This is a genomic window from Paenibacillus sp. D9, from assembly GCF_001188365.1.
Lineage (GTDB): Bacteria > Bacillota > Bacilli > Paenibacillales > Paenibacillaceae > Paenibacillus_O > Paenibacillus_O humicus.
In genome coordinates this window covers 382,015-407,504 of record NZ_JZEJ01000001.1, presented here as the reverse complement: position 1 = coordinate 407,504, position 25,490 = coordinate 382,015, and the positions used below count along the sequence as shown (strand labels likewise).

Annotated in this window: 21 protein-coding genes; 4 read left to right on the top strand and 17 right to left on the bottom strand. The window is 60.0% G+C overall.

Going from position 1 to position 25,490, the window contains the following annotated elements:
• The first annotated feature begins 63 nt into the window (after positions 1-63).
• Entirely contained in the window at positions 64-960 is an 897-nt protein-coding gene (locus VE23_RS01805) for a LysR family transcriptional regulator (RefSeq protein WP_049867159.1), read from the top strand.
• A 92-nt stretch (positions 961-1,052) separates the two neighbouring features.
• On the top strand, positions 1,053-1,727 hold the full coding sequence (locus VE23_RS01800; RefSeq protein ID WP_049867158.1) for a hypothetical protein: 675 nt from the start codon (positions 1,053-1,055) through the stop codon (positions 1,725-1,727).
• Between the two features lie 99 nt (positions 1,728-1,826).
• Here VE23_RS01800 and VE23_RS01795 read toward each other — a convergent pair whose 3' ends face one another.
• Entirely contained in the window at positions 1,827-2,801 is a 975-nt protein-coding gene (locus tag VE23_RS01795) for an SDR family oxidoreductase (RefSeq protein WP_083436525.1), read from the bottom strand.
• A gap of 159 nt (positions 2,802-2,960) precedes the next feature.
• On the opposite strand from VE23_RS01795, the gene VE23_RS26905 reads away from it, so the two are divergent.
• Positions 2,961-3,125: a hypothetical protein gene (locus VE23_RS26905; protein WP_164763000.1), complete on the top strand. Its 165-nt coding sequence runs from the start codon at positions 2,961-2,963 to the stop codon at positions 3,123-3,125.
• Positions 3,126-3,267: 142 nt separating this feature from the next.
• Here VE23_RS26905 and VE23_RS01790 read toward each other — a convergent pair whose 3' ends face one another.
• The 16 genes from VE23_RS01790 to VE23_RS01720 form a co-directional block, all read right to left on the bottom strand.
• Positions 3,268-3,918, bottom strand: coding sequence for an amino acid ABC transporter permease (locus tag VE23_RS01790; RefSeq protein ID WP_048748236.1), 651 nt, complete (start codon positions 3,916-3,918; stop codon positions 3,268-3,270).
• A gap of 192 nt (positions 3,919-4,110) precedes the next feature.
• The gene (locus VE23_RS01785) at positions 4,111-4,941 is read right to left on the bottom strand and encodes a transporter substrate-binding domain-containing protein (RefSeq protein WP_049867157.1); all 831 of its coding nucleotides are present in this window, start codon (positions 4,939-4,941) and stop codon (positions 4,111-4,113) included.
• A 258-nt stretch (positions 4,942-5,199) separates the two neighbouring features.
• Positions 5,200-5,904, bottom strand: coding sequence for a response regulator (locus VE23_RS01780; protein ID WP_048748227.1), 705 nt, complete (start codon positions 5,902-5,904; stop codon positions 5,200-5,202).
• Between the two features lie 2 nt (positions 5,905-5,906).
• Positions 5,907-7,553, bottom strand: coding sequence for a DUF4118 domain-containing protein (locus tag VE23_RS01775; protein ID WP_049867156.1), 1,647 nt, complete (start codon positions 7,551-7,553; stop codon positions 5,907-5,909).
• A gap of 132 nt (positions 7,554-7,685) precedes the next feature.
• Positions 7,686-10,010 (bottom strand): histidine kinase, encoded by a 2,325-nt coding sequence (locus VE23_RS01770; RefSeq protein WP_049867155.1) that lies wholly within the window; start codon positions 10,008-10,010, stop codon positions 7,686-7,688.
• Positions 10,011-10,017: 7 nt separating this feature from the next.
• Positions 10,018-10,578, bottom strand: a complete 561-nt coding sequence (gene kdpC / locus VE23_RS01765; protein ID WP_048748225.1) for a potassium-transporting ATPase subunit KdpC — start codon at positions 10,576-10,578, stop codon at positions 10,018-10,020.
• A 51-nt stretch (positions 10,579-10,629) separates the two neighbouring features.
• Positions 10,630-12,666, bottom strand: coding sequence for a potassium-transporting ATPase subunit KdpB (gene kdpB / locus VE23_RS01760; RefSeq protein WP_049867154.1), 2,037 nt, complete (start codon positions 12,664-12,666; stop codon positions 10,630-10,632).
• 32 nt (positions 12,667-12,698) lie between these two features.
• Complete coding sequence (gene kdpA / locus VE23_RS01755) at positions 12,699-14,375, bottom strand: potassium-transporting ATPase subunit KdpA (RefSeq protein ID WP_049869598.1); 1,677 nt, start codon at positions 14,373-14,375, stop codon at positions 12,699-12,701.
• Positions 14,376-14,407: 32 nt separating this feature from the next.
• A complete protein-coding gene (locus VE23_RS27820) occupies positions 14,408-14,485 on the bottom strand; it encodes a potassium-transporting ATPase subunit F (RefSeq protein ID WP_127506941.1) in 78 nt (25 codons plus the stop codon).
• A 530-nt stretch (positions 14,486-15,015) separates the two neighbouring features.
• The gene (locus VE23_RS01750; RefSeq protein WP_021879521.1) at positions 15,016-15,762 is read right to left on the bottom strand and encodes a C40 family peptidase; all 747 of its coding nucleotides are present in this window, start codon (positions 15,760-15,762) and stop codon (positions 15,016-15,018) included.
• A gap of 264 nt (positions 15,763-16,026) precedes the next feature.
• Positions 16,027-16,245, bottom strand: a complete 219-nt coding sequence (locus tag VE23_RS01745; RefSeq protein ID WP_049867153.1) for a hypothetical protein — start codon at positions 16,243-16,245, stop codon at positions 16,027-16,029.
• Positions 16,246-16,461: 216 nt separating this feature from the next.
• Entirely contained in the window at positions 16,462-16,719 is a 258-nt protein-coding gene (locus tag VE23_RS01740) for a hypothetical protein (protein ID WP_049867152.1), read from the bottom strand.
• Positions 16,720-16,746: 27 nt separating this feature from the next.
• Positions 16,747-16,974, bottom strand: coding sequence for a DUF5348 domain-containing protein (locus VE23_RS27815; RefSeq protein ID WP_049867151.1), 228 nt, complete (start codon positions 16,972-16,974; stop codon positions 16,747-16,749).
• Complete coding sequence (gene istB / locus VE23_RS01730) at positions 16,967-17,782, bottom strand: IS21-like element helper ATPase IstB (protein WP_049867150.1); 816 nt, start codon at positions 17,780-17,782, stop codon at positions 16,967-16,969. The genes VE23_RS27815 and istB overlap by 8 nt, the downstream gene beginning before the upstream one ends.
• Complete coding sequence (istA, locus tag VE23_RS01725) at positions 17,782-19,005, bottom strand: IS21 family transposase (RefSeq protein ID WP_049867149.1); 1,224 nt, start codon at positions 19,003-19,005, stop codon at positions 17,782-17,784. The genes istB and istA overlap by 1 nt, the downstream gene beginning before the upstream one ends.
• An 85-nt stretch (positions 19,006-19,090) precedes the next feature.
• Positions 19,091-19,936, bottom strand: coding sequence for a glycosyltransferase (locus tag VE23_RS01720; protein WP_049867148.1), 846 nt, complete (start codon positions 19,934-19,936; stop codon positions 19,091-19,093).
• Positions 19,937-20,504: 568 nt separating this feature from the next.
• Here VE23_RS01720 and VE23_RS27810 point away from each other — a divergent pair.
• Positions 20,505-25,490, top strand: a 4,986-nt coding sequence (locus VE23_RS27810) for a beta strand repeat-containing protein (protein ID WP_442950544.1), incomplete at its 3' end; no start/stop codon positions are given.

Sequence of the window (25,490 nt, the reverse complement as noted above, 5' to 3'; positions counted from 1 at the left end):
TATACGTAAAATGAATAATAGGAATCGCTCGCATTCCATCTGTCTATGACATAAGGAGGAACCATGGAGCTGCGCCATCTGGAATACATGCTCGAAATCGCCAAGCAGGAAAGCTTCACTAGAGCCGCCGAGGCTCTTCATGTTACACAGCCGACGATCAGCAAGACGATCGCCCAGCTCGAACAGGAGCTGGGAACGCCGCTCTTTGTCCGCAATGGCCGGAAAATCAAGCTGACGGATGCCGGCCAGGCCATCTTGTCCCAATCGCAGGACATCGTCCGGCTGGCGGGAAGCCTGAAATCGGAGCTCGCCGAACTCTCCGGCTTCAAGAGCGGCTGGATCCGCATCGGCCTGCCCCCGATGGTTGGAGCCACCGTCTTTCCCAAGGTCGTACGCATGTTTCTGCAGGAGCATCCAGGCCTGTCCATCGGACTGGAGGAGCATGGCGCGATCCGGGTGGAATCGGAGGTGGCGGAAGGATTGCTGGATGCAGGCCTCGTGCTGGCGCCGGTACGCGAGGATCTGTTCGACTCGTTCCCGATTCTTCAGGAGAATCTATGCGTCGTCATGGAGCGCGGCCACGTTCTCGCCGGACGGCCAGAGCTGTCCTTGCAGGAGCTTCGCGAGGAAGCCTTCGTCATGTACCGGGAGGACTTCGCCCTTCACGCCAAAATCTACGAGCAATGCGACGCCCTCGGCTTTCGTCCCCGCGTCCTGATGGAAAGCTCGCAGTGGGATCTCATCTACGAGATGGCCGCCGAGGGCCTTGGCATCGCCCTCTTGCCGGAATCGATCTGCCGCAGGCTGGACCCTTCCCGAGTCGCGGCGGTCCCGCTCGTGAATCCGTCGATCGGATGGAATATCGTCATGATCTGGCGGCGGGGGCAATACCTGAGCTTTGCCGCACGGGAGTGGATCCGGTACGCCAGGGAGCATTTCGGCCATTCCGCCCCGAAGTAGATGCAGGCAGAAATGGTAGCATCCGGAACTTTTTCCGGACAAGCCTCGTCAGGAAATCATCCTCCCGTGCAACGGGATTATTGGAGGCTGGCATGGCAACGTGGATGACCCATTTTCGCATCGCGGATCAAATGCTGAAGAGCGGATTCAAGGCCAGCGTGCCGGAGTTCGTCGTCGGCCACATCGGCCCGGACTGCGGCCTGCCCGATCTCGGCACGGGGCAGTTCCGGCCCCCCAAGTCCGTGACCCATTTCTTGGACGCCGACAAAATGATTCACCCGGATCGGTTCCTGAAAGCGTTCCTGCCGGAAGGAGTAGATCAAGCGGATGCCATGAATCCCCGAACCGCGTTCCTGATCGGCTGTTATTGCCATCTGCTGACCGACGTCGAATGGATCGAGCTCCAGAAGCGCAAAAGAAGGGAGCCTGCCACGCAAGCTCTTGAAGGAACGCCGGACCGCACCTCCCGGCTGAAAAGCGACTGGTATGGAGCCGACTTCCTGTATCTGGAGAAGGAGCCCGCCAACATCTTCACCCGCTGCTTCAGCAGCGTCCGCGATTTCCCCGACTACCTGGACATCTTCCCCCCTGGACAGATCCAGAAGCAGATCGACCGGATCGCCGCCTATTACACAGGCCATGCTTTCCAGCAGGATTGGGGCGGCGATTACGAGTTCCGTTTCCTCTCGCCTCAAGAAACCGCCGCCTTCGTCCACGAAGTCGCCGGCAAGCTGCTGGGCATGATGTCCGCCATGGAGCGAGGCTGACCCCCCGCCCCGGTCCCAGACGCAACAGCCGACCCCTAATAACTGGGATCGGCTGTTTATTTAGGACGCCAGAGCCGCTCTGACAGCAGCCGCAGCGGCTCAGGAATTCGTCGACAGGCCGCCGTCTACATGCAGCACCTGCGCCGTCACATAGCGGGAATCGTCGGAAGCGAGGTATACCCAGGTCGGAGCGAGCTCGAACGGCTGGCCCGGCCGGCCCATCGGAGTGTCCGTTCCGAATACGGCCACCTGATCGGCGGAGAAGCTCGATGGAATGAGCGGCGTCCAGATCGGCCCGGGGGCGACGGCGTTGACGCGGATGCCTTTTTTCGCCAGGTTTTTGGCCAGCGCCCGCGTGAAACCGACGATCGCGGCCTTGGATGCCGTGTAGTCCATGAGCAGCTTCTCCCCGACGTAGGGGACGACCGAGGCGGTGTTGATGATGGAATCTCCCGCCTTCAGATGCGGAAGCGCAGCCCTCGTTGTATAGAAGTGGGAGTAGATGTTGACCTTGAACGTCTCGTCGAACTGCTCATCCGTAATATCCGTCAGCTCGTTTTGCTGGAACTGGATGCCCACATGGTTCACGAGAATGTTCAGGCAGCCGAACGCCTCGACTGTCTTGGCGACGATATCCTTGCAGTGGCCCTTGTCTCGAAGATCGCCGGGCAGCAGCAGGCAGCGGCCTCCAAAATGCTCCACGCGAGCCTTGGTGCGGCCGGCGTCCTCATGCTCGTCGAGATAGGAGATCGCGACATCCGCCCCTTCCTTGGCGAAGGCGATGGCGACGGCAGCTCCCATGCCGCTGTCTCCGCCCGTAATCAGCGCGACCTTGCCTTCGAGCTTGCCGCTGCCTTTGTAATGGGGATTCTCGATGATCGGGCGCGGCACCATAAGCTTCTCCAGACCCGGCTGGAACAGCTGGCGCTGCTCCGGAAAGCTGATCTGCACATCCTCGTAGCGGGTAATCTTGCCGTAGGCCGGATACAGCGGATAACCGCTTTGCTTGCAGTTCTCGAACCATTCCTGCAAGTCCCGGATTTCGCTCAGGCCGTCGTCTTTTTCTTCACTCATGCCGCGTCCTACCTCCTGAACCTTCTTGTATCCATAGCCTATGGGCTATGGGCGCCTGCCGTGCCTGCCCACCCGGCTCAATCGTATCCGAAGTGCCCGGATGGCTCCGAATGGAATATAGTATCAGGCAGCAACATGGCCCTACAGGAGGAGATCAATGTGAACTACTATTATGACGAGAGCATCAAGCTGCTGCTCATTCCCTATTCCAAGGAAACAGTCGAAGTGGTCTACGCCCCGTATAAATTCGCGCTGCCGCTCATCGCCATCCGACCGCCCTTCTACGCCAATCCCCGCCTGGAATCGGAGTATCCGGTCGCTTGAGAGGCTTCCGCGGCAGACGAAGAAACCCGGCGCTGTCCGAGGCGCCGGGTTTCTTCGCTTCCCTTCCATCGAGCGGACATCCGCCTGTCCGACTCGATGGCATTCGCTGCTTTGCCGCGTCACATTCGACGCAAAAAGAAGCTTATGCCGCTTTCCGTTCGGCGAAATGAAGAAGCTTGCTCAGCAGGTACGTGAGGATGAGGTAGATGACGGCAGCAGTCAGGTAAGGCTCCCACACCTTCAGATACTGTCCTTTCATCGCATTGCTCCAGTACATAAGCTCAGGAACGGCGATATAGGCTACCAGCGACGAGTCCTTGACAAGCACGATGAATTCGTTGCCGAATGCCGGTATCATCCTCTTGACCGCTTGCGGCAGGATGATGAAGCGCATCGTCTGGTAGCGGTTCATTCCGAGGGAGAGCGCCGCCTCTTTCTGCCCCGGATCGATGGATTGAATGCCGGCTCGATATATTTCCCCTGTGTATGCGGCGGAGTTCAGGGACAATGCCGCAACAGCTGCGACGGCTGCCTGAGTCGTTCCGAGAAACATAGGGACCACGATGAAATGCGTGATCAGAATCTGCAGGATGAGCGGGGTTCCGCGGAAGGCATGGATATACCCGCTGGCCGGCCAGCTGAAATACCACCGATCCGACATTTTCCCAAAGCCGATCAACAAGCCCAGAACCGCCCCCAATAGAATCGCCAGCAGGGAAATTCCGATGGTCATGCCGGTTCCCCTGATCAATAAAGGAAGATAATCCCATACGATGCCGAAGTCGAACTTCACAGGCAGCGCCCCTATCTCTACGTTGTCGCATCCTTGGCCATAACGGATGGCAAGAAGATCGTTCCGAAGGCAATTCCGCTGGAACCGCCGCAATCCGATCCCCTCGGGACTCTCCAGCGCGGGAAAGAATGCTTGTCCGCAAAAAAGCAGGAGCAACGCTTCCGCATGCGCATGCCCCGGTCTTTGCCGCGCTTACTTCGTCTTCAGCAGATCCGTCGTATCCGGCTCGACGCCGATCCATTTCTTATACATCGCCTTGTATTCATCGCTCGCGCGCACCTTCTCTACAGCGGCATCGATTTTCGGCTTCAGGCCGCTTCCCTTGGGCAGCATGATTCCATAATACTCCGGCGCAAAATTCGTCTTGTCATAGGCAGCCGCATAATGCATGTCCGGGTTGTTCTGGACGAAGGCTTGAACGACCGCGAAGTCCGCGACGACCGCGTCCACGCCGCCCTGATCCAGCTCCATCAGCGCCAGCGTATTGCTGTCGAACCGCTTCAGGCTGGTGCTGCTGTCTCCCATGATCCCCTTCATCAGGTCTTCCGCCGTCGTCGCTCCTTGTACCGCGACTTTCTTGTCCTTCAATTCCAGCGCATCCGCAACTTTGGCATCTTCCTTCGTCAGGATCATATTGACCGATTCAAAATAAGGAATGGAAAAGTCGAATGTCTTTTGGCGGTCTTCCGTAATCGAGATGGAGGATATGGCTGCATCAAAAGAGCTCTTCTCTCCCTTGCCCAAATCGGCGAACAACGGATCCCAGCCCGTATTCTGCAGCTCGTAGGAAAGTCCGGCCTCCTTCATGACGGCATCCAGGAAGTCCACATCCAGCCCGACAATCTTATCCTTGTCCATGCTCTCCATCGGGGCGTAGCTCGCATCGGTGGCGATTTTGACCACCTTCGTTTCCCCGCCGGACCCGCTGCTTCCATCTCCCGAAGCCTCGTCCCCCTTATCTCCGCATGCCGTCAATGCCAGGACAAGCACAGCGGCTCCTAAGATCCATGATCGTTTTCCCATCTTTCATCCCCCTTTTGTGTCATATAATATAACAGCAATTAGAGAATTGCTAGAATGATTTTCCATTTAAATTCTTTATTTGCTTGTATTTATTAAAAAAGCTGACATCGGCGATAACGCCAATGTCAGCTTTTCGATAACAGCTCTTAAACAGGACGTTCTCCGCGTGCATAAGTCCGTTGCATTGACTACGGATCCATGCATCCCTTGCTCTTCAGGCTCCGTCGCCGGCGACTCTGCAGCTATCGAAACGACCCCTCATTCCCCGGTCAAAAACCGGTATCCGATTCCCGGCTCCGTGGCAATATACCGCGGATCTGCGGGATCCTCCTCCAGCTTTTTGCGGAGATGCCCGACGTATATGCGCAAATAATGGCCTTCCGAGGCTAGATTGCTGGAGCCCCACACCTGCTGCAGCAGCTGCTTCTGCGTCATCACCTTGCCGGCATTGGAAGCGAGAGCCTTCAGCAGGTCGTACTCCGTCGGAGTCAGCTTCAGACGGCTGCCCGACAGCTCTACGCTGCGGAGGGCCAGGTCGATGACGAGCTCTCCGAAGCGCAGCACCGGCTCGCCGCCGGATTTGTTGGCGGCATGGCGCAGGGCGACACGCATGCGCGCGACCAGCTCGCCCATGCCGAACGGTTTCGTGACATAATCGTCGGCTCCGGCATCCAGAGCTTCGATCTTGTCTTCCTCGCGGTCTTTGGCCGTCAACACGATGACCGGCACCGACGACCATTCCCTCAGCCGTCTAAGCACCTCGATTCCCGCCATGTCGGGCAAGCCCAGATCCAGGATGACGAGATCCGGATGGTGCATGGAAGCCTCCAGCATCCCCGACTCTGCCGTGGCGCTTTCATAGATTTCGTATTGATGCGCCTGCAGCGTCACCTTCAGCAGCTTGCGGATTTGCGGCTCGTCGTCAATGATCAGAACCCGCGCTCCTGTTCGTTCGGTTGTCATCTCTAGTCCCTGCTCTCTGTTGCTGGATCTGATGATTCGGACGGCGGCCCGCCGGAAGGCATGGACAGCGGCAGCAGCACGGTCACGGCCGCACCCTTGACGTTGCCCGGACCCGCGCTGATGGAACCCCCGTGCATCTCCGCGATGCCCTTGGCGATCGAGAGTCCGAGCCCCGTGCCGGGAATATGGCGGGTCGCTTCCGAGCGGTAAAACTTGTCGAAGATGCGCCGCCCCTCCTCCTCGCTCAATCCGGCGCCTTCGTCCTCGATGCGCAGCGCCAGGCTCCGGTCGCGGACAAAGGCTTCCAGCCGGATGTCGCTGCCGTCGGGAGAATATTTGATGGCATTGCTCACGATATTGGCCAGCATCTGCTCCAGCAAGACGATATCCCCGGGAAGCGGCGGCAGATCTTCGCTGATTCGAAGCCGCACTTTGCGCTGCCCCAATGCTTCCTTCAGCTGGCGGATCACGATTCCGGCCAGCTCGCCGACATCCAGCCATTCCCGCCGCATCTTGATCATGCCGCTCTCCAGCTGCACCATCCCGAGCAGGTTCGTCACAAGCCGGTTCATGCGCAGCGCGCCGTCCCGGATCGTGCCGAGAAGCTCGGCGCGGTCTTCCTCGGAGAACAGCTCGCCGGATTCAAGCAGGCCGGTCGAGGAGCCGATGATGGCCGCCAGCGGGGTTCTCAGCTCATGCGAGACGGAATCCAGCAGCGCCGTGCGCATCCGTTCCGATTCGGCGGTCAGCTGGGCCAGCTTGGCATCCTCTCCGCGCTTGATGCGGGCCAGCGCGCTTCCGGCGAGACCGCTCAAAGCCTCGACCTGCAGGACGACGGCCGGAGATAGGTCCTGCCCGAGGGCATGAATCTCCGCTACGCCGTACGTTTGATCCTCGGCCTTCAGCGGCATGAACCACCCGGAGGAGCCGCCAAGCTTGCCGGTCCCCTGTCCGGCAGGCTCTCCGTGCCGATACACCCAGCGGGCGATCAGCTCGGGATTCTGTCCATGCGTCTCCTGCCCCCGCTCCGTCCCCTTCATGGAGCCGAGCGGCGGATTCAGCCCGAACGGCCGCAGCTCCCCCTCCTTGTCCGGCACATAAAAATCGGCGGCCAATCCGCAAGCGTCTCGGATATGTCCGCTGAACGCCCCGAGCACGGCAGGGACATCGCTGACGTCGGACATCAGCCGGCTCATGACATAGAGCGCTGCCGTGCTGCGCTCCTGCCGCCGGGCCGCCTCGACCTGCCGCTTGAGCCGAGCCGCCAGTCCGGCCGTCATGAGGGCGACGGCAAGATAGACGGCAAAAGAAATCAAATAGCGCAAATCCGCCACCGTAAAGCTCCATACCGGGGGAATGAAGAAGAAGTCGAACGCCAGTATGCCCGCGACGGCCGCAAAAACGGCCGGCCCTCTCCCACCGTATGCAGCGGCGAACAGCACCGGGAACAGAAAGAGCAAGGCAGCGTTCACCGTATCGTAAGCCAAGCCGGGCAAATGAAGGCATACCGACAGCACGCCGATCGACACGGCCACGATTCCATAGGTCACGGCAGCGTTCCGCCTCCGGCCCGCACTGTCTCTTCCCGCTTCCGCTCCGACGGCCTCGGGAACGTTCTCGCCCTCCGCCGGCCTGCCGCTGACTGACAATCCGCATCTCTCCTTAACGCCGCGCACTCCTGCAGCTTCTATTTGCACCGCGCACCCCTGCAGCTCTGCCTGTTGGCATCCCGCCATCTGCAGCTCTGCCTATTTGCATCCCGCCATCTGCAACTCTGCCTATTATAGCGCATGTCCCGGCTCATAATCAGCTACGATGAGCACATCCAGATGTCTGGCCGCGCGGAGAAGGCTCCGGACGAGCGAGCCGTTCCTCCATTCCTTGGAGAACGACGGGCTCGGCTGCCCGATGACAAGCTGGGTCGCTTCCGCCTTCCCGGCTTCGGCCACAAGGATAGCGGCAGTCTCGCGAGGCGACCTGCCTTCGTGAACGACGAAATCTCCTCCGAGCAGCATCGTGAGCCTCTCCAGCTCCTCGACCCGCCGAGAGGCGTCCCCTCGAGAGTCCATGCCGTCCCGCACGTAGTGGACATGCCAATCCGCCTTGAGCCGGAAAGCCGTCCGGAAGCCGCGGCGAATAAGCCGTTCCGCTCCCGGGGAAGCGCTGACGCAGACGAAGATGACTTCCTTGCGCCTCCATGGGCCGCGCAGCGAACCGCTGTCGCTCCGCGATTCCAGACGTTCGTCGACATCGTCGGCGAGCTCGCGCAAAGCGAGCTCCCGCAAGGCGATGAGGTTGCCCGTACGGAAAAAATGGTTCAGCGCCTGATCCACCTTGTTCATGGCGTAAATCTTCCCTTCCCGCATCCGCTGCTGCAGCGACCGGGGAGAGACGTCGATCAGCTGAATTTCATCCGCAAGCCGCAGCAGGCGGTCCGGCACCGTTTCCCTCACCCGGATGCCGGTAATCTGCTCCACCGCATCGTTGAGGCTCTCCAGATGCTGGATATTGACCGTCGTCAGCACGGAAATGCCCTCTTCCAGTATCCTCTGCACATCCTCGTAGCGCTTGCGGCTGCGGCTGCCGGGAACATTGGTATGGGCCAGCTCATCCACGAGCACGACCTCCGGCCTCGCGGCGATGATCGCCTCCACGTCCATTTCCTGCAGCAAAGCTCCTTTCATCTCCGAAGCCGCTCGGGCAATGACGGGGAGGCGGCCGAGCTGCGCCTGCGTATCCGGCCGGCCATGCGTCTCCAGCAGGCCGACCCGGACATCGATGCCTTTATCGAGCAGATCGTTGCCCTCTCGAAGCATCGCATACGTCTTGCCTACGCCAGGAGCCGCCCCGATGAACATTTTGAGACGCCCCCTGGCGATTTTGCCGATCTCTTCCTTGACTTCATCTTCCGTCAGCCTTCGATGCGGCTCCTGCCGCTTGCCTTCCCTGGACGCGCCGGTCACGATGCGGCTGCCGTCGCCGGACTCCCGGTCGGCGATGAGATAAAGATCGACGTTCCTCATTTTCTTGAGCAGCGTGCCGAGCACCGAGCCCTTGCTCCACTCTTCCCAGCGGCTCTGCCGTGAATGGCCCATGATGATGCGGGTCACGCCATGAGCGTAGGCGTAGCGGACAAGCTCATCCGCAATTCGTCGCCTCCCCGGACTGGGCAGCTCCTCGAAGGAGCTGCCCAGCTTGGAGGAGAGCTTCAGCATGCTGCGGCGAAAATCGGCCCCCTCCTTGGACAGCGGCTTGCGGGGATCCTGGAAGGTAACGACCGAAAGCGCCCCTCCGAGGCGCTTGGCGATCTGTCCGCCGCGGCGGATATACAGCGAGCCGTTCCAATGATACTGGGTGCTGACAAGAATATGCTCGCCGGCTCCGGAAGGGCCGGACAGCCCCATTCCCCGGCGATAGCGCCGCAGCGATTCGTTCACCTCCTCCGCCACGAAGCGTAGGGCAAGCTCCCTCAGCACGCCGAGATTCCCCTGGCGCAGCAAGGGAGCATCCTTGCCGCTTCTCCGCTTGGCCTCCTCCATCCGGCTCAGCAGAGCCTCGGGCGTCACATCGATCAGCCGGACCTCATCCGCAAGCTCCAGCGTATCGTCGGGAACGGTGCAGCGGACCTCGACGCCGGTCAGCCGCTGCGCCAGCTCCTTGTATCCGTCCAGCTCGTACACGTTGACTGTCGTCATGACGCTGATGCCGCTGGATATCAGCAGGCGGATATCCTCAAGCCTCGTCGGCCGCGGAGCCCCGGGCCGGTTGCGGTGGGCGAGTCCGTCCGCCAGCACCAGGTCCGGCATCCGCTCCACAATGCGGTCGACGTCCAGATCCTGCATGCCCGTGCCGTTCTCCGTCCAGACGAGCGGCGATATTTCCTCCAGCGATCCGATCTGCTCTAGCGTCTCCGGCCACACCGGGGCGGCGAGCGCTCCGATGACGACGTCGACTCCTTTGGCTGCGCGGGCGCAGCCTTCGCGCAGCATATGGTACGTCTTGCCCGCCCCGCTGACCGGCCCGATATAGACCGTCAGCAGGCCGCGCTTCAGCCTGTCGATCGACTCCAGCAATTCCTCCGGCGATTTCCTGCGGTAAGAATCCATGGCCGGCTTACGGAGTCCGCTTGGACAGCTCCAGATTGAGGGCGTTCACGTTGACCCTCGGCTCGCCGAACAGGCCGAGCTGGCGCCCTTTCGTCAGCCGGTCCACCAGCTTCGTCAGCTCGTCCGCCGGAATGCCGCTCGCCTTGCTGATCCGGGGAATCTGGGCTTTCGCCGCCTCCGGAGACAGATCGGGGTCGAAGCCCGATCCGGAGGCGGTCACGAGATCGGCGGGCATCTCGGCAAGACCGGGATTCTGCTTGCGCCAATCGGATGCCTTGGCCAGCGTCTCTTCCACATAGTCCTTCGTGCCGACAGCCCGGTTGGAGCCAGATGACGCGGTCGGATCATACTTGGCCATGGAAGCCCGGGGCTGGAACCGCCCCGGCGATGCCGTCTCCTGCGCGAGCAGCTCCGATCCTGCCGGAACGGAACCGACATGGATCAGGCTGCCTTCAGCCTGCTTCGGGAAGAGAAGCTGGGCGGCTCCGGTCGTCGCGAGCGGATATAGAATTCCGCATAGAACGAGCAGCAGCGCCGATATTCGAAATGCAGTCATAAATGCTTTCATAGGATACAGCTCCTTCTCCTGCTGAAAATGAATGATAACCCGGCGGTCCGATCAAATAAAGCTGGACAGCAGCATGTCGATCAGCTTGATGCCGATGAACGGCACGATGACGCCCCCGACGCCGTAGATAAGGATGTTGCGGGCCAGCATCCGGTCTGCGCTGAGCGCCCGATACTTGACGCCTTTCATCGCGACCGGAATAAGCAGCGGGATGATGACGGCATTGAAGATGAGCGCCGACAGGATGGCCGAGGACGGCGAGCCGAGCCCCATCAGGTTGAGCGAGGACAGCTGCGGCAGCACGGTGATGAACATCGCCGGCAGGATCGCGAAATATTTGGCCAGGTCGTTGGAAATCGAGAACGTCGTCAGCGCGCCGCGGGTGATGAGCAGCTGCTTGCCTATCGATACGACCGAAAGCAGCTTGGTCGGATCGGAATCGAGGTCGATCATATTGGCCGCTTCCTTCGCCGCCATCGTGCCGGAGTTCATCGCCAGGCCGACGTCGGCCTGGGCAAGCGCCGGAGCGTCGTTCGTGCCGTCGCCCGTCATCGCGACCAGCCGTCCTTGCTGCTGCTCGCGGCGGATTGCGGCAATCTTGTCCTCCGGCTTCGCTTCGGCGATATAGTCGTCGATGCCGGCTTCGAGCGCAATGGTGGCCGCCGTCAGAGGATTGTCGCCCGTGCACATGACGGTGCGGATGCCCATCGACCTCAGCTCCGCGAATCTTTCCTTCAGCCCCGGCTTCACCGTATCCTTCAGGTGGATCAAGCCGAGAATGCGGCTGCCGGAGGATACGGCAAGCGGCGTGCCGCCGGACTTCGCGATGACGGCCGCCTTCTCCTCCAGATCGTCGGGAATGAGTCCGCCCGCCTCCGCGACCGCTCTCCGCACGGAATCGACGGCGCCTTTGCGGATGGCCAGCCCGCCTGGCAGCGTAATGCCCGACATCCTCGTTTCGGCCGTAAAGTCCATTACTTCCGCATCGGCGTAATCCCGATCGTCCCAGCTCTCCCCGAGCTTCTGGGCGAGCTCCGCGATGGATCGGCCTTCCGGCGTCTCGTCCCGGACGGAAGCCTGCAGCGAGGCATGTGTAATCTCGCCCGCACTGACGCCCTGCACCGGAATGAATTCCGAGGCCATCCGGTTGCCGTACGTGATCGTGCCCGTTTTGTCCAGGATGAGCGTGTCGATGTCGCCTGCGGCCTCGACCGCCTTGCCCGACATGGCCAGCACGTTGAACTGCGTCACCCGGTCCATGCCGGCGATGCCGATGGCCGAGAGCAAGCCCCCGATCGTGGTCGGGATGAGGCAGACGAGCAGGGCGATCAGAGTGGCGGGATCGAGCTGGATGCCGAGATAATCGGCCATCGGCACCATGGTGACGATGACGATCAGGAAGATCAAGGAGAGAACGGCCAGCAGCGTCGTCAAAGCGAGCTCGTTCGGCGTCTTCTGCCGCTTGGCCCCTTCCACCAGCGCAATCATGCGGTCGAGGAAGGACTCCCCGGGATCCGCCATGATCCGGATGACGATCCAGTCGGAAGCTACCCTCGTTCCGCCCGTTACCGAGGAGAAGTCGCCGCCGGCTTCCTTGATGACCGGAGCCGATTCCCCGTTGATGGCCGATTCGTCGATCGATGCGAGGCCCTCCACGATCTCGCCGTCCGACGGAATGATTTCTCCCGCTTCTACCCGCACGAAATCTCCTTTCCTCAGGGCGGTGGAAGGGACCTGCTTCAGGGAGCCGTCTTTCTGGATCAGCGCCGCCATCGTCTCGCTTTTCGTCCTGCGCAGCGTATCCGCCTGGGCTTTGCCCCGGCCCTCTGCGAGCGCTTCGGCGAAGTTGCCGAACCATACCGTAAAGAACAGGACGAAGAAGACGGCGATATTGTAGCCTCTGCCCGCTTCTCCGGTTCCGAACAGCCCGGGGTCGATGGCCAGCAGCAGGGCGATCACGGTGCCGGCCTCCACGATGAGCATGACCGGATTTTTCGCCATGACGATTGGGTTCAGCTTGATGAGAGCGTCCAGCATCGCCCTTCCCACCATTTGTTTGGACCATGTTTTCTTGCGGCTTTCTTCCATTGCTTGAAGCTCCCTTCCCGTATTCGCGGACGTCATGGCATCGCCAGATGCTCGGCGATCGGCCCGAGGGCCAGAGCCGGCAGGAATGTCAGCGCGCCGATGACGATGATGATCATGATTAGAATGCCTGTGAACAAGCCGGTGTCGGTGCGCAGCGTCCCCATCCCTTGAGGCACGGTTTTCTTGACCGCCAGCGATCCTGCGATGCCGAGCATCGCGATGATGGACACATAGCGGCCGACAAGCATGACGAGGCCGATGCCGACGTTATAGAAGTCTGTATTGGCATTGAGGCCGCCAAAGGCCGACCCGTTGTTCGCGGCTCCGGAAGTAAAGGCGTACAGCACTTCGGACAAGCCGTGCATGCCGGCGTTGCTGATGGAGGCGACCGCCTGCGGCGTCAGCAGCGCAAGCGCGGTCGGGGCCAGGATGATGAACGGATGAACCAGCAAGGCGATGGAAGCCAGCTTGATCTCCTTGCCCTCGATCTTCTTGCCGAGGAATTCGGGCGTCCTGCCGACGAGAAGGCCGCAGATGAACACCGCAAGAATGGCGTACAGCAGGCCGTTCAGGAGGCCGACGCCTTTGCCGCCGAACACGTTGTTCAGCATCATTTCCGCCAGCGGCACGAGTCCGCCGAGCGGCGTCAGCGATTCATGCATGTTGTTGACGCTTCCCGTCGTCGCCGCTGTCGTCACGGCCGTGAACAGCGAGGACTCCGCGATGCCGAACCGGACTTCCTTGCCCTCCATATTGCCGTGGATGCCGGCGGCATCCAGAGCAGGCACGCCGCGATATTCCGACGCCATCACGAGGGCAAGCATCGCCACGAAGATGAAGCTCATGGCGCCGAACACGGCCCAGCCCTGGCGCTTGTTGCGGATCATCAAGCCGAAGGCGTACACGAGCGCGGTCGGCAGAAGCATCATGCTGACGATATGGACCAGGTTGGTCAAAGGTGTAGGGTTCTCGAACGGATGCGCCGCGTTCGTGCCGAACCAGCCGCCTCCATTCGTGCCCAGATGCTTGATGGATTCAAGCGATGCGACGAGTCCTCGAGTGATCGTCTGCTGGCCGCCTTCAAGCGTCGTAGCCGTTATCGCCCCGTAGATTGTCTGCGGAACGCCCTGGAAGACCAGGAACAGCGCTGCCGCGAAGCTCAGCGGAAGAAACACCCGCGTAACGGCGCGGACCAGATCCACGTAGAAGTTGCCCAGCGCGTCGCTCTTGCCCGAGATCCCGCGGATGAACGCGATCGCGACGGCAAATCCCGTCGCCGCCGATGTGAACATCGGGAAGGTGATCGCCGCCATCTGCGAGAAGTAGGACAGCGCATTCTCGCCGCTGTACGATTGCCAGTTCGTATTCGTCATGAACGATACAGCCGTATTGAACGCTTGCGCCGGCGGCATGTTGCCGATCCCGTCGGGATTTAAGGGCAAGTATTTCTGCAGTCTGAGGATGGCGTACATGATGACGAGCATAATAAAGTTGGTGAGGAGCATCGCCTTCAGATAGCCCTTCCACCCCATGTTCTCTTCTTCCTTGATGCCGGCCAGCCGGTACAGCGGCTTCTCCGCCCAGCCGAACCATCTGTCGAGCTTCGTCCTGCCGCTGCCGTAGTCGAACACGGCGACCAGATACGTTCCGACCGGCTTGACCAGCAGCATGATGATCGCAAGCGTAACCGCGACCTGAACCAATCCCATTCCCACGTCTTAGCTCCCCCTTGCGGCATTCATTAAAATTTTTCCGGATAAACCAGAACAAAACCAAGGTAGACCATGCAAATAAAAGCGATGATAGCGAGCACAAGCATGCTTATTCCCTCCTTATGACCTCTCCGCGAAGGAAATCAGACCTCTGAACGCCAGAAACCCGAGCGCCATGAGCAGCAGCAGGGTCCAATCCTGATTGAACATTCTCAACTCTCCCTCTTGGTTCTCATTTCCTCTACCGCATAGGGAAATGGTACTGCGGGCAGCCGTAAAAACGGGGTAAAGATCGACGGCTGCGGCGTAAAAAAGACGTAAAAACTACCAGGAAAACGCAAAAAAGCCGCTCCCGGAGGAGCGGCTTGTCATCTATAGCGATAATCGCCGCTAGCCGAAAGCGGAATCCTTGCCGGATGCCGAGCAGACAGGCAGGCGAAAGTCCAAGGCCTCGCGCAGAGGCCGTAGCTAGCTTCCGCCGTACGCTGCGCGGTCATGAGAGGCAAGTCGCTGTGCGGTCGCGCAGGGCGAGGTTCCGCCGCAAGCGGTGCGGTCATGCGTGGCGATTCGCTGCGCGCTGTGCAACCATGCGAGGCGAGGTTCAGCGGCACTTTGCGGATTCATCCGCAACGAGCTTCTACAGCACGCTGCGGGCGGATACAAAGCGGTCTTTCCACCAGCCGGATGTCAGGCTGTTGACCGTCACCCCGTTGGCGGATGGAGTGTTGTGGATGAAGTTGCCGTCGCCCATGTAGATGCCGACATGGTTGATGACGCCATTGTTCGTACCGACAGTGTCGAAGAAGATAAGATCGCCCTTCTTCAGATTTGCCCTGCTGACGGCGGTTCCTTGGGATTTCTGGGAGCTTGTCCCCCATTTCAGGCTGACTCCGGCTTTGCCGTAGATGAACTGGGTGAAGGAGGAGCAGTCGAAGATCAGCTTGCTCTCATTTCGGACGCCGTAGCTGTACGACACTTTGCCGATGTAGCTTTGCGCCAGCGAAACGACCTGATCGGCTTTCGCGCTTGCTCCGGGCTGTACGCTTCCGCCGCCCCCTCCTGCTGCAGGTCCGGAGTATGTGGTGTACTGGCTTCCGGAGGAAATATAACCGCTCTCTCCTTTAGCGGTCAAGACATGCAGCCAGTAGCTGTTGGCTTGTCCGACAACATGGACCGCTTCGCCTTTTTTCAGCATGCGGATTTTGGCGGCGGAGACGCTTGGCTGAGTGCGCATATTGACGCCATATGTAATGGTGGTTTCATAAGAAGATGATGCCGCAGCTGCCGGGGTCGGCGGGACGTAAACGGCTCCAATAGCGGTGAAGGCGACGGCGGCGCATAGACTCGTTCCAATCAGCTTGCGGTTGAACCAATTATTGCTCATGTTGGTGAAAACCTCCTAGGGTTGTTGGTCTCAACCAACTGTAGCAGATTATAAACGGCCTAAGATTTTCCACGAAGAGCGGAAATCCAGGAAGGACATGCCTTTCAAGGCCTTTCTTAGAAATAAATGAGAATTATCTCATCAAAATCAGCCCTTCCCGAATCAACGAAGGACTCGTTAAGGGGCAGTAAATAGAGCCCTGCAAAAGGCAGCGAGGGCACTAAAAAAAGCATCCGTTTCCCCGGATGCTTCTGCTCGCATGAATCAGCCTTTTACCGCAGCCGTTACGCCGGCATCGGGAACCATTCCATGCGACGAACGGAAATACTCCCGATTATGCAGCATGCTCGGATGATCCGGATGAAAGGCGAGCGCATGTTCATTATGCTCGAATGCCTCCCTGAACCTTCCCAGCCGGTCAAGGCAAAGGCACATTTGCAGATGGGGATACCAGGTTGACGCGGTGCGATTGATTATTCCCATCGTAACGGGGGGCTCCAAGGCGACAGCAAGCCCGTACCAATAAAGGGCAGCCTCGTACTGTTCCCTCTCAAATGTCAAGGCCGGATTTATTTTGACCCATTTCGCCGGGTTAATTTTGACCCACCCATCGACGAATTAGGCATTTCACTTGCGACCTCATCGTGAATTGACGATGAGGAATTGGGAGGAAAGGGAGCACTGCCGCCCCCATTTCCGTTATTCCAGTTCAGTCAGGAGATGCCGGAACCGCGGATAGGCGGCTAAATGGTCAAACGTCTCGTATAGATCGCTGTGCACATCCGGAAAAGGCTTCTCCTGCCCCGGCGATGTCAGCCGATTGACATCGTGACGCAATTCCACCACCTGCTGTTCCAGGCTCTTGCAATACTGAGCGAGTGCTGCGATGAGGGCTTCAGTCTCTTGCTGCCTAAGCGCTACCAGCGATTCCTCATCATACATCGGCTCTCGGGTCATGCGAAATTCCTCCTTTGGTCATGCCGGTTAAACGTCTATACCGATAGCATAAATGGTTCGTCGATGAAGAACAAACTTCGTATCCTGCATCAGAACATACCAATCGGCATCGAGCTCCAAGCGGCATTCGTAAGCTTTATTGCCCATATACAAGGTGAAACATTCCCCGCAATGTAGGCCGTATCGCCGTCGCCCCAAATCGACACACCACTCGTCGCGGTCCGGTTCATAGCATATTCGGGCGCGCCTACGCATGGGCATTCTCCTTGACGGTTATACTGCCAGAATCCGTGGCCGGTTTGTCGAGCGGCGTGCCATACACGCCGGCTCTCATCTTGTCCTTGAGCCGGTAACTTGGACCACGGATGTTAATAATGTGCGAATGATGAAGCAGACGGTCCAGAATCGCCGAAGCCAGCACCGAGTCCCCAAACAACTCGCCCCAATCGCCAAAACTCTTGTTGCTGGTCAGGATCAGGCTGCCGCGCTCGTAGCGGGTGCTAATGAGTTGGAAGAACAGGTTGGCTGCCAGCGGGTCGAGCGGCAGATACCCGACTTCGTCAATGATCAGAATTCGCGGGCGTAGATACTGTCTCATCTTCGCATCCAGCCGGTTCGCGTTATGGGCGCGCCGCAACTCTTCTACTAGCTGTGTGACGGTGGTGAAATACACCGAGATACTCTTCGCGAGCGCCTCCAGCGCAAGCGCAATCGTAAGGTGGCTCTTTCCGACGCCGGGCGGTCCGAGGAATACGACATTCGCCGTCTGGCGAACGAAATTCATCGTCGCCAGCTCGTCGATGAGCTTTTTGTCCACGCTCGGCTGGAACGAGAAGTCGAACTCCGTCAACGTTTTCTGATACGGCAGGCGCGCCATACGCATCTTGGTCTGAATCGTTCGTCTGAGCCGCTGCGCCAGCTCCTCACCCAGCAAGTCGATCAGAAACGCGACATACGTCCACTGCTTGTCCGTCGCTTGCTGCAGCCTGCTTTCCAGCACATCGGCGGCGGCGAGCAATTTGAGTGACTCCAGTTGACCTCGCACTTGATCCAGCTCCAGCATCAGCTCATCACCGCCAATGCTTCATACTGTTCAAGCGGCCGCTCTTCGACTACCGGCGTAGAAACCTCTCGGGCCAGCGGCTTCGGTTTCAGAGCGCCTTCCGCAGCTTTGAGCCCCTCGTATTGTCCGGGCAGCCTCACCATGCCGGTCCACAGATTGGATTTCTCGTGCGTCGCGATACGCTCGCCCTGATGCCAAATTTCTACATGCATACCCACTTGGCGAACGAGAACAACTTGGCCGCTGTACCGCCAATGAACACCATACCTAACGCCGTCGAAGCTGACGAACCCATCCAAACTGACCGTACGCTCGACGCGCAAAAACTTCGTCAGGCGATCCGGAGATGGCAGCGGCAGTAGGTTCTCATCCTTCAACCGATCACACGGGCGCTCGCCGGTCGTACCATGAATCCGCTGGTCGACTTGATGGCACCACTGAATCGCTTGCCGATTCAAATCGGCAATGTCCGTGTAGGTGCGCCCCGGCCAGAAGTTATCCTTGACGAACTGGACGCCGCGCTCGACCTTACCCTTGGTTTCCGGACGTCGTACCTTGCACAGTTTCGGCGTCAGACCGACCGACAGCGCGAAGTCCTCGAACATCCGGTTCCACTGAGGAGTACGGTCGTCGTTCATGCCGGTAACAACGGTTTTCATGTGATCGGTGAGCATGATTTTGGGTACGCCGCCGAAGTGCTCGATGGCATGAACGAAACAGCGTAGGAAACTATGAATGTCACAGCGACGGGTGTACTCAACATACGTGGCGCGTGAGTAGCCCAGCACCATGACAAAGACTGGCAGCTTATGGGCTCGTCCATTGGCATCTACGGTTTCGCAAAATCCCCAGTCTACCTGCGCTTGATCTCCCGGCAACGTCTCGTACCGGACGGTTGCCTTTGACTGCCACGGCGGACGCTTTTGCTGTACATAGTCTTTGATGATCGTCGCACCACCGGTATAGCCTTTCTCCTTGAGGCGCATGAGCATCGCCTGACAGTTGAACAATCCGTCTTCTTTCATCCAGCGGTCGATCGTCTCTTTAAACGGATCGAGCTTCGACCCTCGTTTCTCACGCTCCTTGGACTCCGGGATCTGCCCATCCCGTACATATTTTCGGACAGTGTTCCGAGCATGGCCGGTTTCCCTGACAATCTCTCGAATCTTCTTTCCATTGAGCTTCATTTCGTGTAATCTCAAGACAGATCCGCCTTTCAGCATCGAGTATCTCTCCCAGGTTGATTTGGTCGTCAATCCTGAGAGATATTCGCTAAAGGTGGGTCATTTTCATTCCGGCGCCGGTGGGTCAATTATAATCCGGCGGTAACACAAACAAGCCGTTGCCGATCGCACAGCTGGATTCCGGCCGAGGCTTGTCGTAACAGAGCGATCTCAGCGCAGCTTGCAGCTGCAGATCCTTGTGCCCCATCTGTCCATAACAGTCCGCCAGCTTCAGGCATGCCTGAATGTTGTCCTCGATCCACCCCTGTCCCGTTCGAAGCATCTGCTCATAGTAGAGCGCCGCCTCGTCGTAGAACGCGTGATCCTTCAATTCATTGGCAAAGTAATAGAGATCCCTGATGGAAAAATCTTCGCCAGCCTGCTGCCGGTTGCGATAAATGCGCAAATTGCGGTCCGAGTATTCCTTTTCCTTCCCATGCGAGACACAGACATCGCTGTCCAACGCTTTTCCCCATGCTTCCAAATATTCGTGGACAGGCCCGATCCATTTGAACCCCCGGTCCCTGCGCACCAGACGGTTGCGCCGAAGGCTCGATACGGCGTTGCCTGCGGAATCGTAAGCCAGATTATAGGGCATGGTCACCCGTTCATAGGATGGGTCCAGCGTTTTTTTCAAGCGCAGCAGCCCCTGCCTGTCTTCTTCCCGGAGCCAGTCATCCGCATCCAGCCATAGAATATAATCCATGCCGGCTTGTGAAAACGAGAAATTGCGCGCGGCCGCGAAATCGTCGATCCACTCGAAATCAACGATTCGGCATTGTTCGTACGCGGCCGCAATCTCTTTCGTTCTGTCGACGGAACCCGTATCCGCGATGATGATTTCGTCCACGATGTCCTTGACGCCGTCCAGAACTCTCCCGAGAGTCTCCTCTTCGTCCCGAACGATCATGCACAGGCTGATTGTGATCATGCCATCCCCTTCCCTCTCCCTGGAATGGAATTTCCCCAAGCTTCCTCCAGTAAATCTATTCGCATCCAGGAAAAATCATCACCATGCCTGTCATCCGATAACCTTTTTGGGCTGCTGTGCATAGAGTAGAACAAGGCTGATCCACGAACAAGCCTGTCTGCATAACTGGAGAGGAGGCGTCTGGTTGCGGGATTCCGATGAAAAGGACAAATGGATCGATGAACTCGCCCGATTGCTGTCGGAGGTATCAATCGAGGAGCTTCGATCGAGCCGATATTTGGACCGTCAAGGAAAACAACTCGATCAGGTATTGAAAAATCCCTCCTCGTCTCTTCAAGACATTCTAGCCGCCAATGACCATTTGAAAGCAGACTTGCAGAAGCTGGCTTTCAGGGATATGCACTTGCAATACAAGCTCGATATTTTGTTGGAAGCATTAAATTCCCCGGATGAATCCCTCCTGCACCTTCATTCCGCGCATCTGATCAAAGGTTTGCCGGGACCGACAGGACCGGCGGGGCCGATGGGACCGGCGGGGCCGATGGGGCCGATGGGACCGGCGGGGCCGATGGGACCAGCGGGGCCGATGGGACCGGCAGGCGTTACAGGAGTGACTGGAGCTGACGGTCTGACAGGAGTCACCGGAGATCCGGGTGTCACTGGCGCGACGGGGGTTACTGGGGATCCAGGCGTCACTGGCGCGACTGGCCCCACTGGAGTTACGGGGGATCCAGGCGTTACCGGGTTTACCGGGGCGACGGGTGTCACTGGGGACCCAGGCGTTCCCGGAATTACCGGCGCGACGGGTGTCACTGGGGATCCAGGCGTCACTGGCGCGACTGGCCCCACTGGAGTTACGGGGGATCCAGGCGTTACCGGGGTTACTGGGGCGACGGGTGTCACTGGGGATCCAGGCGTCACTGGCGCGACTGGCCCCACTGGAGTTACGGGGGATCCAGGCGTTACCGGGGTTACTGGGGCGACGGGTGTCAGTGGGGATCCAGGCGTCACTGGCGCGACTGGCCCCACTGGAGTTACGGGGGATCCAGGCGTTACCGGGGTTACCGGGGCGACAGGTGTCACTGGGGATCCAGGCGTCACTGGCGCGACTGGCCCCACTGGAGTTACGGGGGATCCAGGCGTTACCGGGGTTACTGGCGCGACGGGTGTCACTGGGGATCCAGGCGTCACTGGCGCGACTGGCCCCACTGGAGTTACGGGGGATCCAGGCGTTACCGGGGTTACTGGGGCGACGGGTGTCAGTGGGGATCCAGGCGTCACTGGCGCGACTGGCCCCACTGGAGTTACGGGGGATCCAGGCGTTACCGGGGTTACCGGGGCGACGGGTGTCACTGGGGATCCAGGCGTCACTGGCGCGACTGGCCCCACTGGAGTTACGGGGGATCCAGGCGTTACCGGGGTTACCGGGGCGACAGGTGTCACTGGGGATCCAGGCGTTACCGGAGTTACCGGCGCGACGGGTGTCACTGGGGATCCAGGCGTCACTGGCGCGACTGGCCCCACTGGAGTTACGGGGGATCCAGGCGTTACTGGCGCGACTGGCGCCACTGGAGATACGGGGGATCCAGGCGTTACCGGAGTTACCGGCGCGACGGGTGTCACTGGGGATCCAGGCGTCACTGGCGCGACTGGCCCCACTGGAGTTACGGGGGATCCAGGCGTTACCGGAGTTACCGGGGCGACGGGTGTCACTGGGGATCCAGGCGTTACCGGAGTTACCGGCGCGACGGGTGTCACTGGGGATCCAGGAGTCACTGGGGCTACTGGGGTAACCGGGGATTTGGGCGCTACAGGCGTTACAGGCGTTACAGGCGTTACAGGCGTTACAGGTGTTACAGGTGTTACAGGCGCGACCGGTGTCACTGGAGATCCAGGCGTCACTGGCGCGACAGGAGTCACCGGAAACTCTGGAACCACTGGAGCTGCTGGTTCAACTGGGGCTACCGGCGCAACGGGCCTTGCTGGTCTTGCGGGAGCAACCGGGGCCACAGGGGCCACTGGAGACCTTGGTGCCACTGGCACTACCGGCCTCACAGGCGGTACCGGATCAACAGGTGCGACTGGCTTTACTGGCGCCACTGGAGCTACCGGATTCACTGGTGCCGATGGAGCTACCGGAACGACTGGCTTCACAGGCGCCACTGGACCAACTGGCGTTACTGGTTTTACAGGTGCCGCCGGCTCTTCTGGTGCAACTGGATTCACGGGTGTCACCGGATCAACTGGTGCGACTGGGTTCACAGGCAGCACTGGACCAACTGGCGTTACTGGACTTACAGGTGCCACCGGCGCAACTGGCGCAAATGGATTCACAGGTGACATCGGATCCACTGGTGCGACTGGGTTCACAGGCAGCACTGGACCAACTGGCGTTACTGGACTTACAGGTGCCACCGGCGCAACTGGCATTACCGGGTTCACTGGTGATACCGGATTGATTGGGCCGACTGGCTTTACAGGGGCCACTGGATCGACTGGGTTCACTGGCCTTACAGGAGCGACTGGAGCTACGGGTGCGAATGGCTCTACAGGTGCGACTGGAACAACAGGTGCGACGGGCTTCACGGGTGACACAGGGCCAACTGGCCTCACCGGCGTCACTGGAACTACCGGTTCGACCGGCTTTACAGGTACCACTGGAACGACTGGTGTCACTGGCCTTACAGGAGCAACCGGACTTAATGGCGCCACTGGGGCCACTGGTTCGACGGGCTTTACAGGTACTACTGGAACGACTGGCTCCACAGGTGCCGCTGGAGCTACCGGTGCCACTGGATTGACAGGTTCCACAGGTGCGACGGGAGCAACTGGCGTGACTGGCTTTACAGGAGCCACTGGCCTTACTGGTGCGACTGGGCTTACTGGCGAGACTGGATTGACTGGTTTTACAGGGGCCACTGGGTTAACTGGGTCGACTGGTTCCACTGGAGCTACCGGTGCGACGGGCTTCACGGGGGCCACCGGAGCTACCGGTGCAACAGGCTTTACAGGTTCCACTGGAGCAACAGGTACCACTGGAGCAACAGGTGCAACAGGCTTTACAGGTTCCACTGGAGCAACAGGTACCACTGGAGCAACAGGTGCAACAGGCGTTACAGGTGCCACTGGAGCAACAGGTGCAACAGGCGTTACAGGTGCCACTGGGTCGACTGGTTCCACTGGAGCTACCGGTGCGACGGGCTTCACGGGGACCACCGGAGCTACCGGCGCGACTGGATTCACAGGGGCCAACGGAGCTACCGGTGCAACGGGCTTTACAGGTGCGACCGGAGCAACTGGCACTACTGGATTTACTGGCAGCACTGGAGCAACTGGCGTGACGGGCTCCACTGGCACCACCGGAGATACTGGTGCGACAGGCTTCACAGGGGCCTCTGGCACAACCGGTGCAACGGGGCCAACTGGAGTAACAGGCTCTACTGGATTTACTGGGGCCACTGGCCTCACTGGCGCCACTGGAACCCCTGGAGCAACCGGTCCTACGGGCTCTACAGGTGCCACTGGCACAACTGGCTCGACGGGCTTCACTGGAGCAACTGGCGCGACGGGTTTCACTGGCGCCACTGGAACAACTGGTGTCACTGGAGCAACCGGTCCTACGGGCTCTACAGGTGCTACTGGCACAACTGGCGCGACGGGCTTCACGGGGGTCACGGGGCCAACTGGCTCGACCGGTCTCACTGGAGCTACCGGTGCGACGGGCTTTACTGGCACCACAGGTGCTACCGGTGTAACGGGCTTCACGGGCAGCACTGGAGCAACTGGAGCGACAGGCTTCACTGGCACGACCGGAGCTACCGGTGTGACGGGCTTTACTGGCACCACCGGAGTAACTGGAGCGACGGGCTTCACTGGCACTACCGGTGCGACCGGCGCAACGGGCTTCACAGGGACCACTGGAACAACCGGTGTAACGGGGCCAACTGGCTCGACCGGCTTTACTGGTGCCACGGGAGCTGCCGGCTCGACGGGCTTTACTGGTGCCACTGGAGCTACCGGTGCGACAGGCTTCACGGGCACCACCGGAGCTGCCGGAGCGACCGGCGCAACAGGCTTCACTGGTACTACCGGTGCGACCGGCGTAACGGGCTTCACAGGCGTCACCGGAGCTGCCGGAGCGACCGGCGCAACGGGCTCTACTGGCACCACCGGTACTACCGGCGCGACAGGCTTCACGGGCACCACCGGTGCTACCGGTGCAACGGGCTTCACGGGCAGCACTGGAGCAACTGGAGCAACTGGAGCGACAGGCTTTACAGGCAGCACCGGAGCGACAGGCGCAACGGGCTCTACTGGCACCACCGGCACCACCGGTACTACCGGCGCGACAGGCTTCACAGGCGTCACCGGAGCTGCCGGAGCAACCGGCTTCACGGGCAGTACTGGAGCAACTGGAGCGACAGGCTTTACAGGCAGCACCGGAGCGACCGGCGCAACGGGCTCTACTGGCACCACCGGTACTACCGGCGCGACAGGCTTCACGGGCACCACCGGTGCTACCGGTGCAACGGGCTTCACGGGCAGCACTGGAGCAACTGGAGCAACTGGAGCGACAGGCTTTACAGGCAGCACCGGAGCGACAGGCGCAACGGGCTCTACTGGCACCACCGGTACTACCGGCGCGACAGGCTTCACGGGCACCACCGGGGCTACCGGCGAAACGGGCTTCACGGGCACCACCGGGGCTACCGGCGTAACGGGCTTCACAGGGACCACGGGAATAACCGGTCTAACGGGGCCAACTGGCTCGACTGGATTTACTGGTGCCACCGGAGCTACCGGTGCGACGGGCTTCACGGGCACCACCGGAGCAACTGGAGCGACGGGCTTCACTGGCACTACCGGTGCGACCGGCGCAACGGGCGTCACCGGAGCGACCGGCGCAACGGGCTTCACGGGCAGCACTGGAGCAACTGGAGCAACTGGAGCAACTGGAGCGACAGGCTTCACGGGCACCAACGGCGCTACCGGTGCGACGGGCTTTACTGGTGCCACCGGAGTAACTGGAGTTACGGGCTTCACGGGGACCGCTGGAACAACCGGTGTAACGGGGACAACTGGCTCGACTGGATTTACTGGTGCCACCGGAGCTACCGGCTCGACTGGATTTACTGGTGCCACTGGATTTACTGGTGCCACTGGAGCTACCGGTGCGACAGGCTTCACGGGCAGCACTGGAGCAACTGGAGCGACAGGCTTCACGGGCATCACTGGGGCTACCGGTGCAACGGGCATCACCGGAGCGACCGGCGCAACGGGCTTCACTGGCACTACCGGAGCGACCGGCGCAACGGGCTTCATTGGCACTACCGGAGCGACCGGCGTAACGGGCTTCACAGGGACCACTGGAACAACCGGTGTAACGGGGCCAACGGGCTCGACTGGATTTACTGGTGCCACCGGAGCTACCGGTGCGACGGGCTTCACGGGCACCACCGGAGCAACTGGAGCGACGGGCTTCACTGGCACTACCGGTGCGACCGGCGCAACGGGATTCACAGGGACTACTGGAACTACCGGTGTAACGGGACCA

What these genes read in the sequence shown, in the direction of transcription:
- kdpA (WP_049869598.1), bottom strand. Translation starts at nt 14,375, where the DNA reads ATGGGATTGGTTCAGGTCGCGGTTACGCTTGCGATCATCATGCTGCTG.
- kdpC (WP_048748225.1), bottom strand. Translation starts at nt 10,578, where the DNA reads ATGAAAGCATTTATGACTGCATTTCGAATATCGGCGCTGCTGCTCGTT.
- VE23_RS01785 (WP_049867157.1), bottom strand. Translation starts at nt 4,941, where the DNA reads ATGGGAAAACGATCATGGATCTTAGGAGCCGCTGTGCTTGTCCTGGCA.
- VE23_RS01795 (WP_083436525.1), bottom strand. Translation starts at nt 2,801, where the DNA reads ATGAGTGAAGAAAAAGACGACGGCCTGAGCGAAATCCGGGACTTGCAG.
- VE23_RS01780 (WP_048748227.1), bottom strand. Translation starts at nt 5,904, where the DNA reads ATGACAACCGAACGAACAGGAGCGCGGGTTCTGATCATTGACGACGAG.
- VE23_RS27815 (WP_049867151.1), bottom strand. Translation starts at nt 16,974, where the DNA reads ATGCGTAGGCGCGCCCGAATATGCTATGAACCGGACCGCGACGAGTGG.
- VE23_RS01745 (WP_049867153.1), bottom strand. Translation starts at nt 16,245, where the DNA reads ATGGGAATAATCAATCGCACCGCGTCAACCTGGTATCCCCATCTGCAA.
- VE23_RS27820 (WP_127506941.1), bottom strand. Translation starts at nt 14,485, where the DNA reads ATGCTTGTGCTCGCTATCATCGCTTTTATTTGCATGGTCTACCTTGGT.
- VE23_RS01740 (WP_049867152.1), bottom strand. Translation starts at nt 16,719, where the DNA reads ATGACCCGAGAGCCGATGTATGATGAGGAATCGCTGGTAGCGCTTAGG.
- istA (WP_049867149.1), bottom strand. Translation starts at nt 19,005, where the DNA reads ATGCTGAAAGGCGGATCTGTCTTGAGATTACACGAAATGAAGCTCAAT.
- VE23_RS01720 (WP_049867148.1), bottom strand. Translation starts at nt 19,936, where the DNA reads ATGATCACAATCAGCCTGTGCATGATCGTTCGGGACGAAGAGGAGACT.
- kdpB (WP_049867154.1), bottom strand. Translation starts at nt 12,666, where the DNA reads ATGGAAGAAAGCCGCAAGAAAACATGGTCCAAACAAATGGTGGGAAGG.
- VE23_RS01750 (WP_021879521.1), bottom strand. Translation starts at nt 15,762, where the DNA reads ATGAGCAATAATTGGTTCAACCGCAAGCTGATTGGAACGAGTCTATGC.
- VE23_RS01805 (WP_049867159.1), top strand. Translation starts at nt 64, where the DNA reads ATGGAGCTGCGCCATCTGGAATACATGCTCGAAATCGCCAAGCAGGAA.
- istB (WP_049867150.1), bottom strand. Translation starts at nt 17,782, where the DNA reads ATGCTGGAGCTGGATCAAGTGCGAGGTCAACTGGAGTCACTCAAATTG.
- VE23_RS01770 (WP_049867155.1), bottom strand. Translation starts at nt 10,010, where the DNA reads ATGGATTCTTACCGCAGGAAATCGCCGGAGGAATTGCTGGAGTCGATC.
- VE23_RS01800 (WP_049867158.1), top strand. Translation starts at nt 1,053, where the DNA reads ATGGCAACGTGGATGACCCATTTTCGCATCGCGGATCAAATGCTGAAG.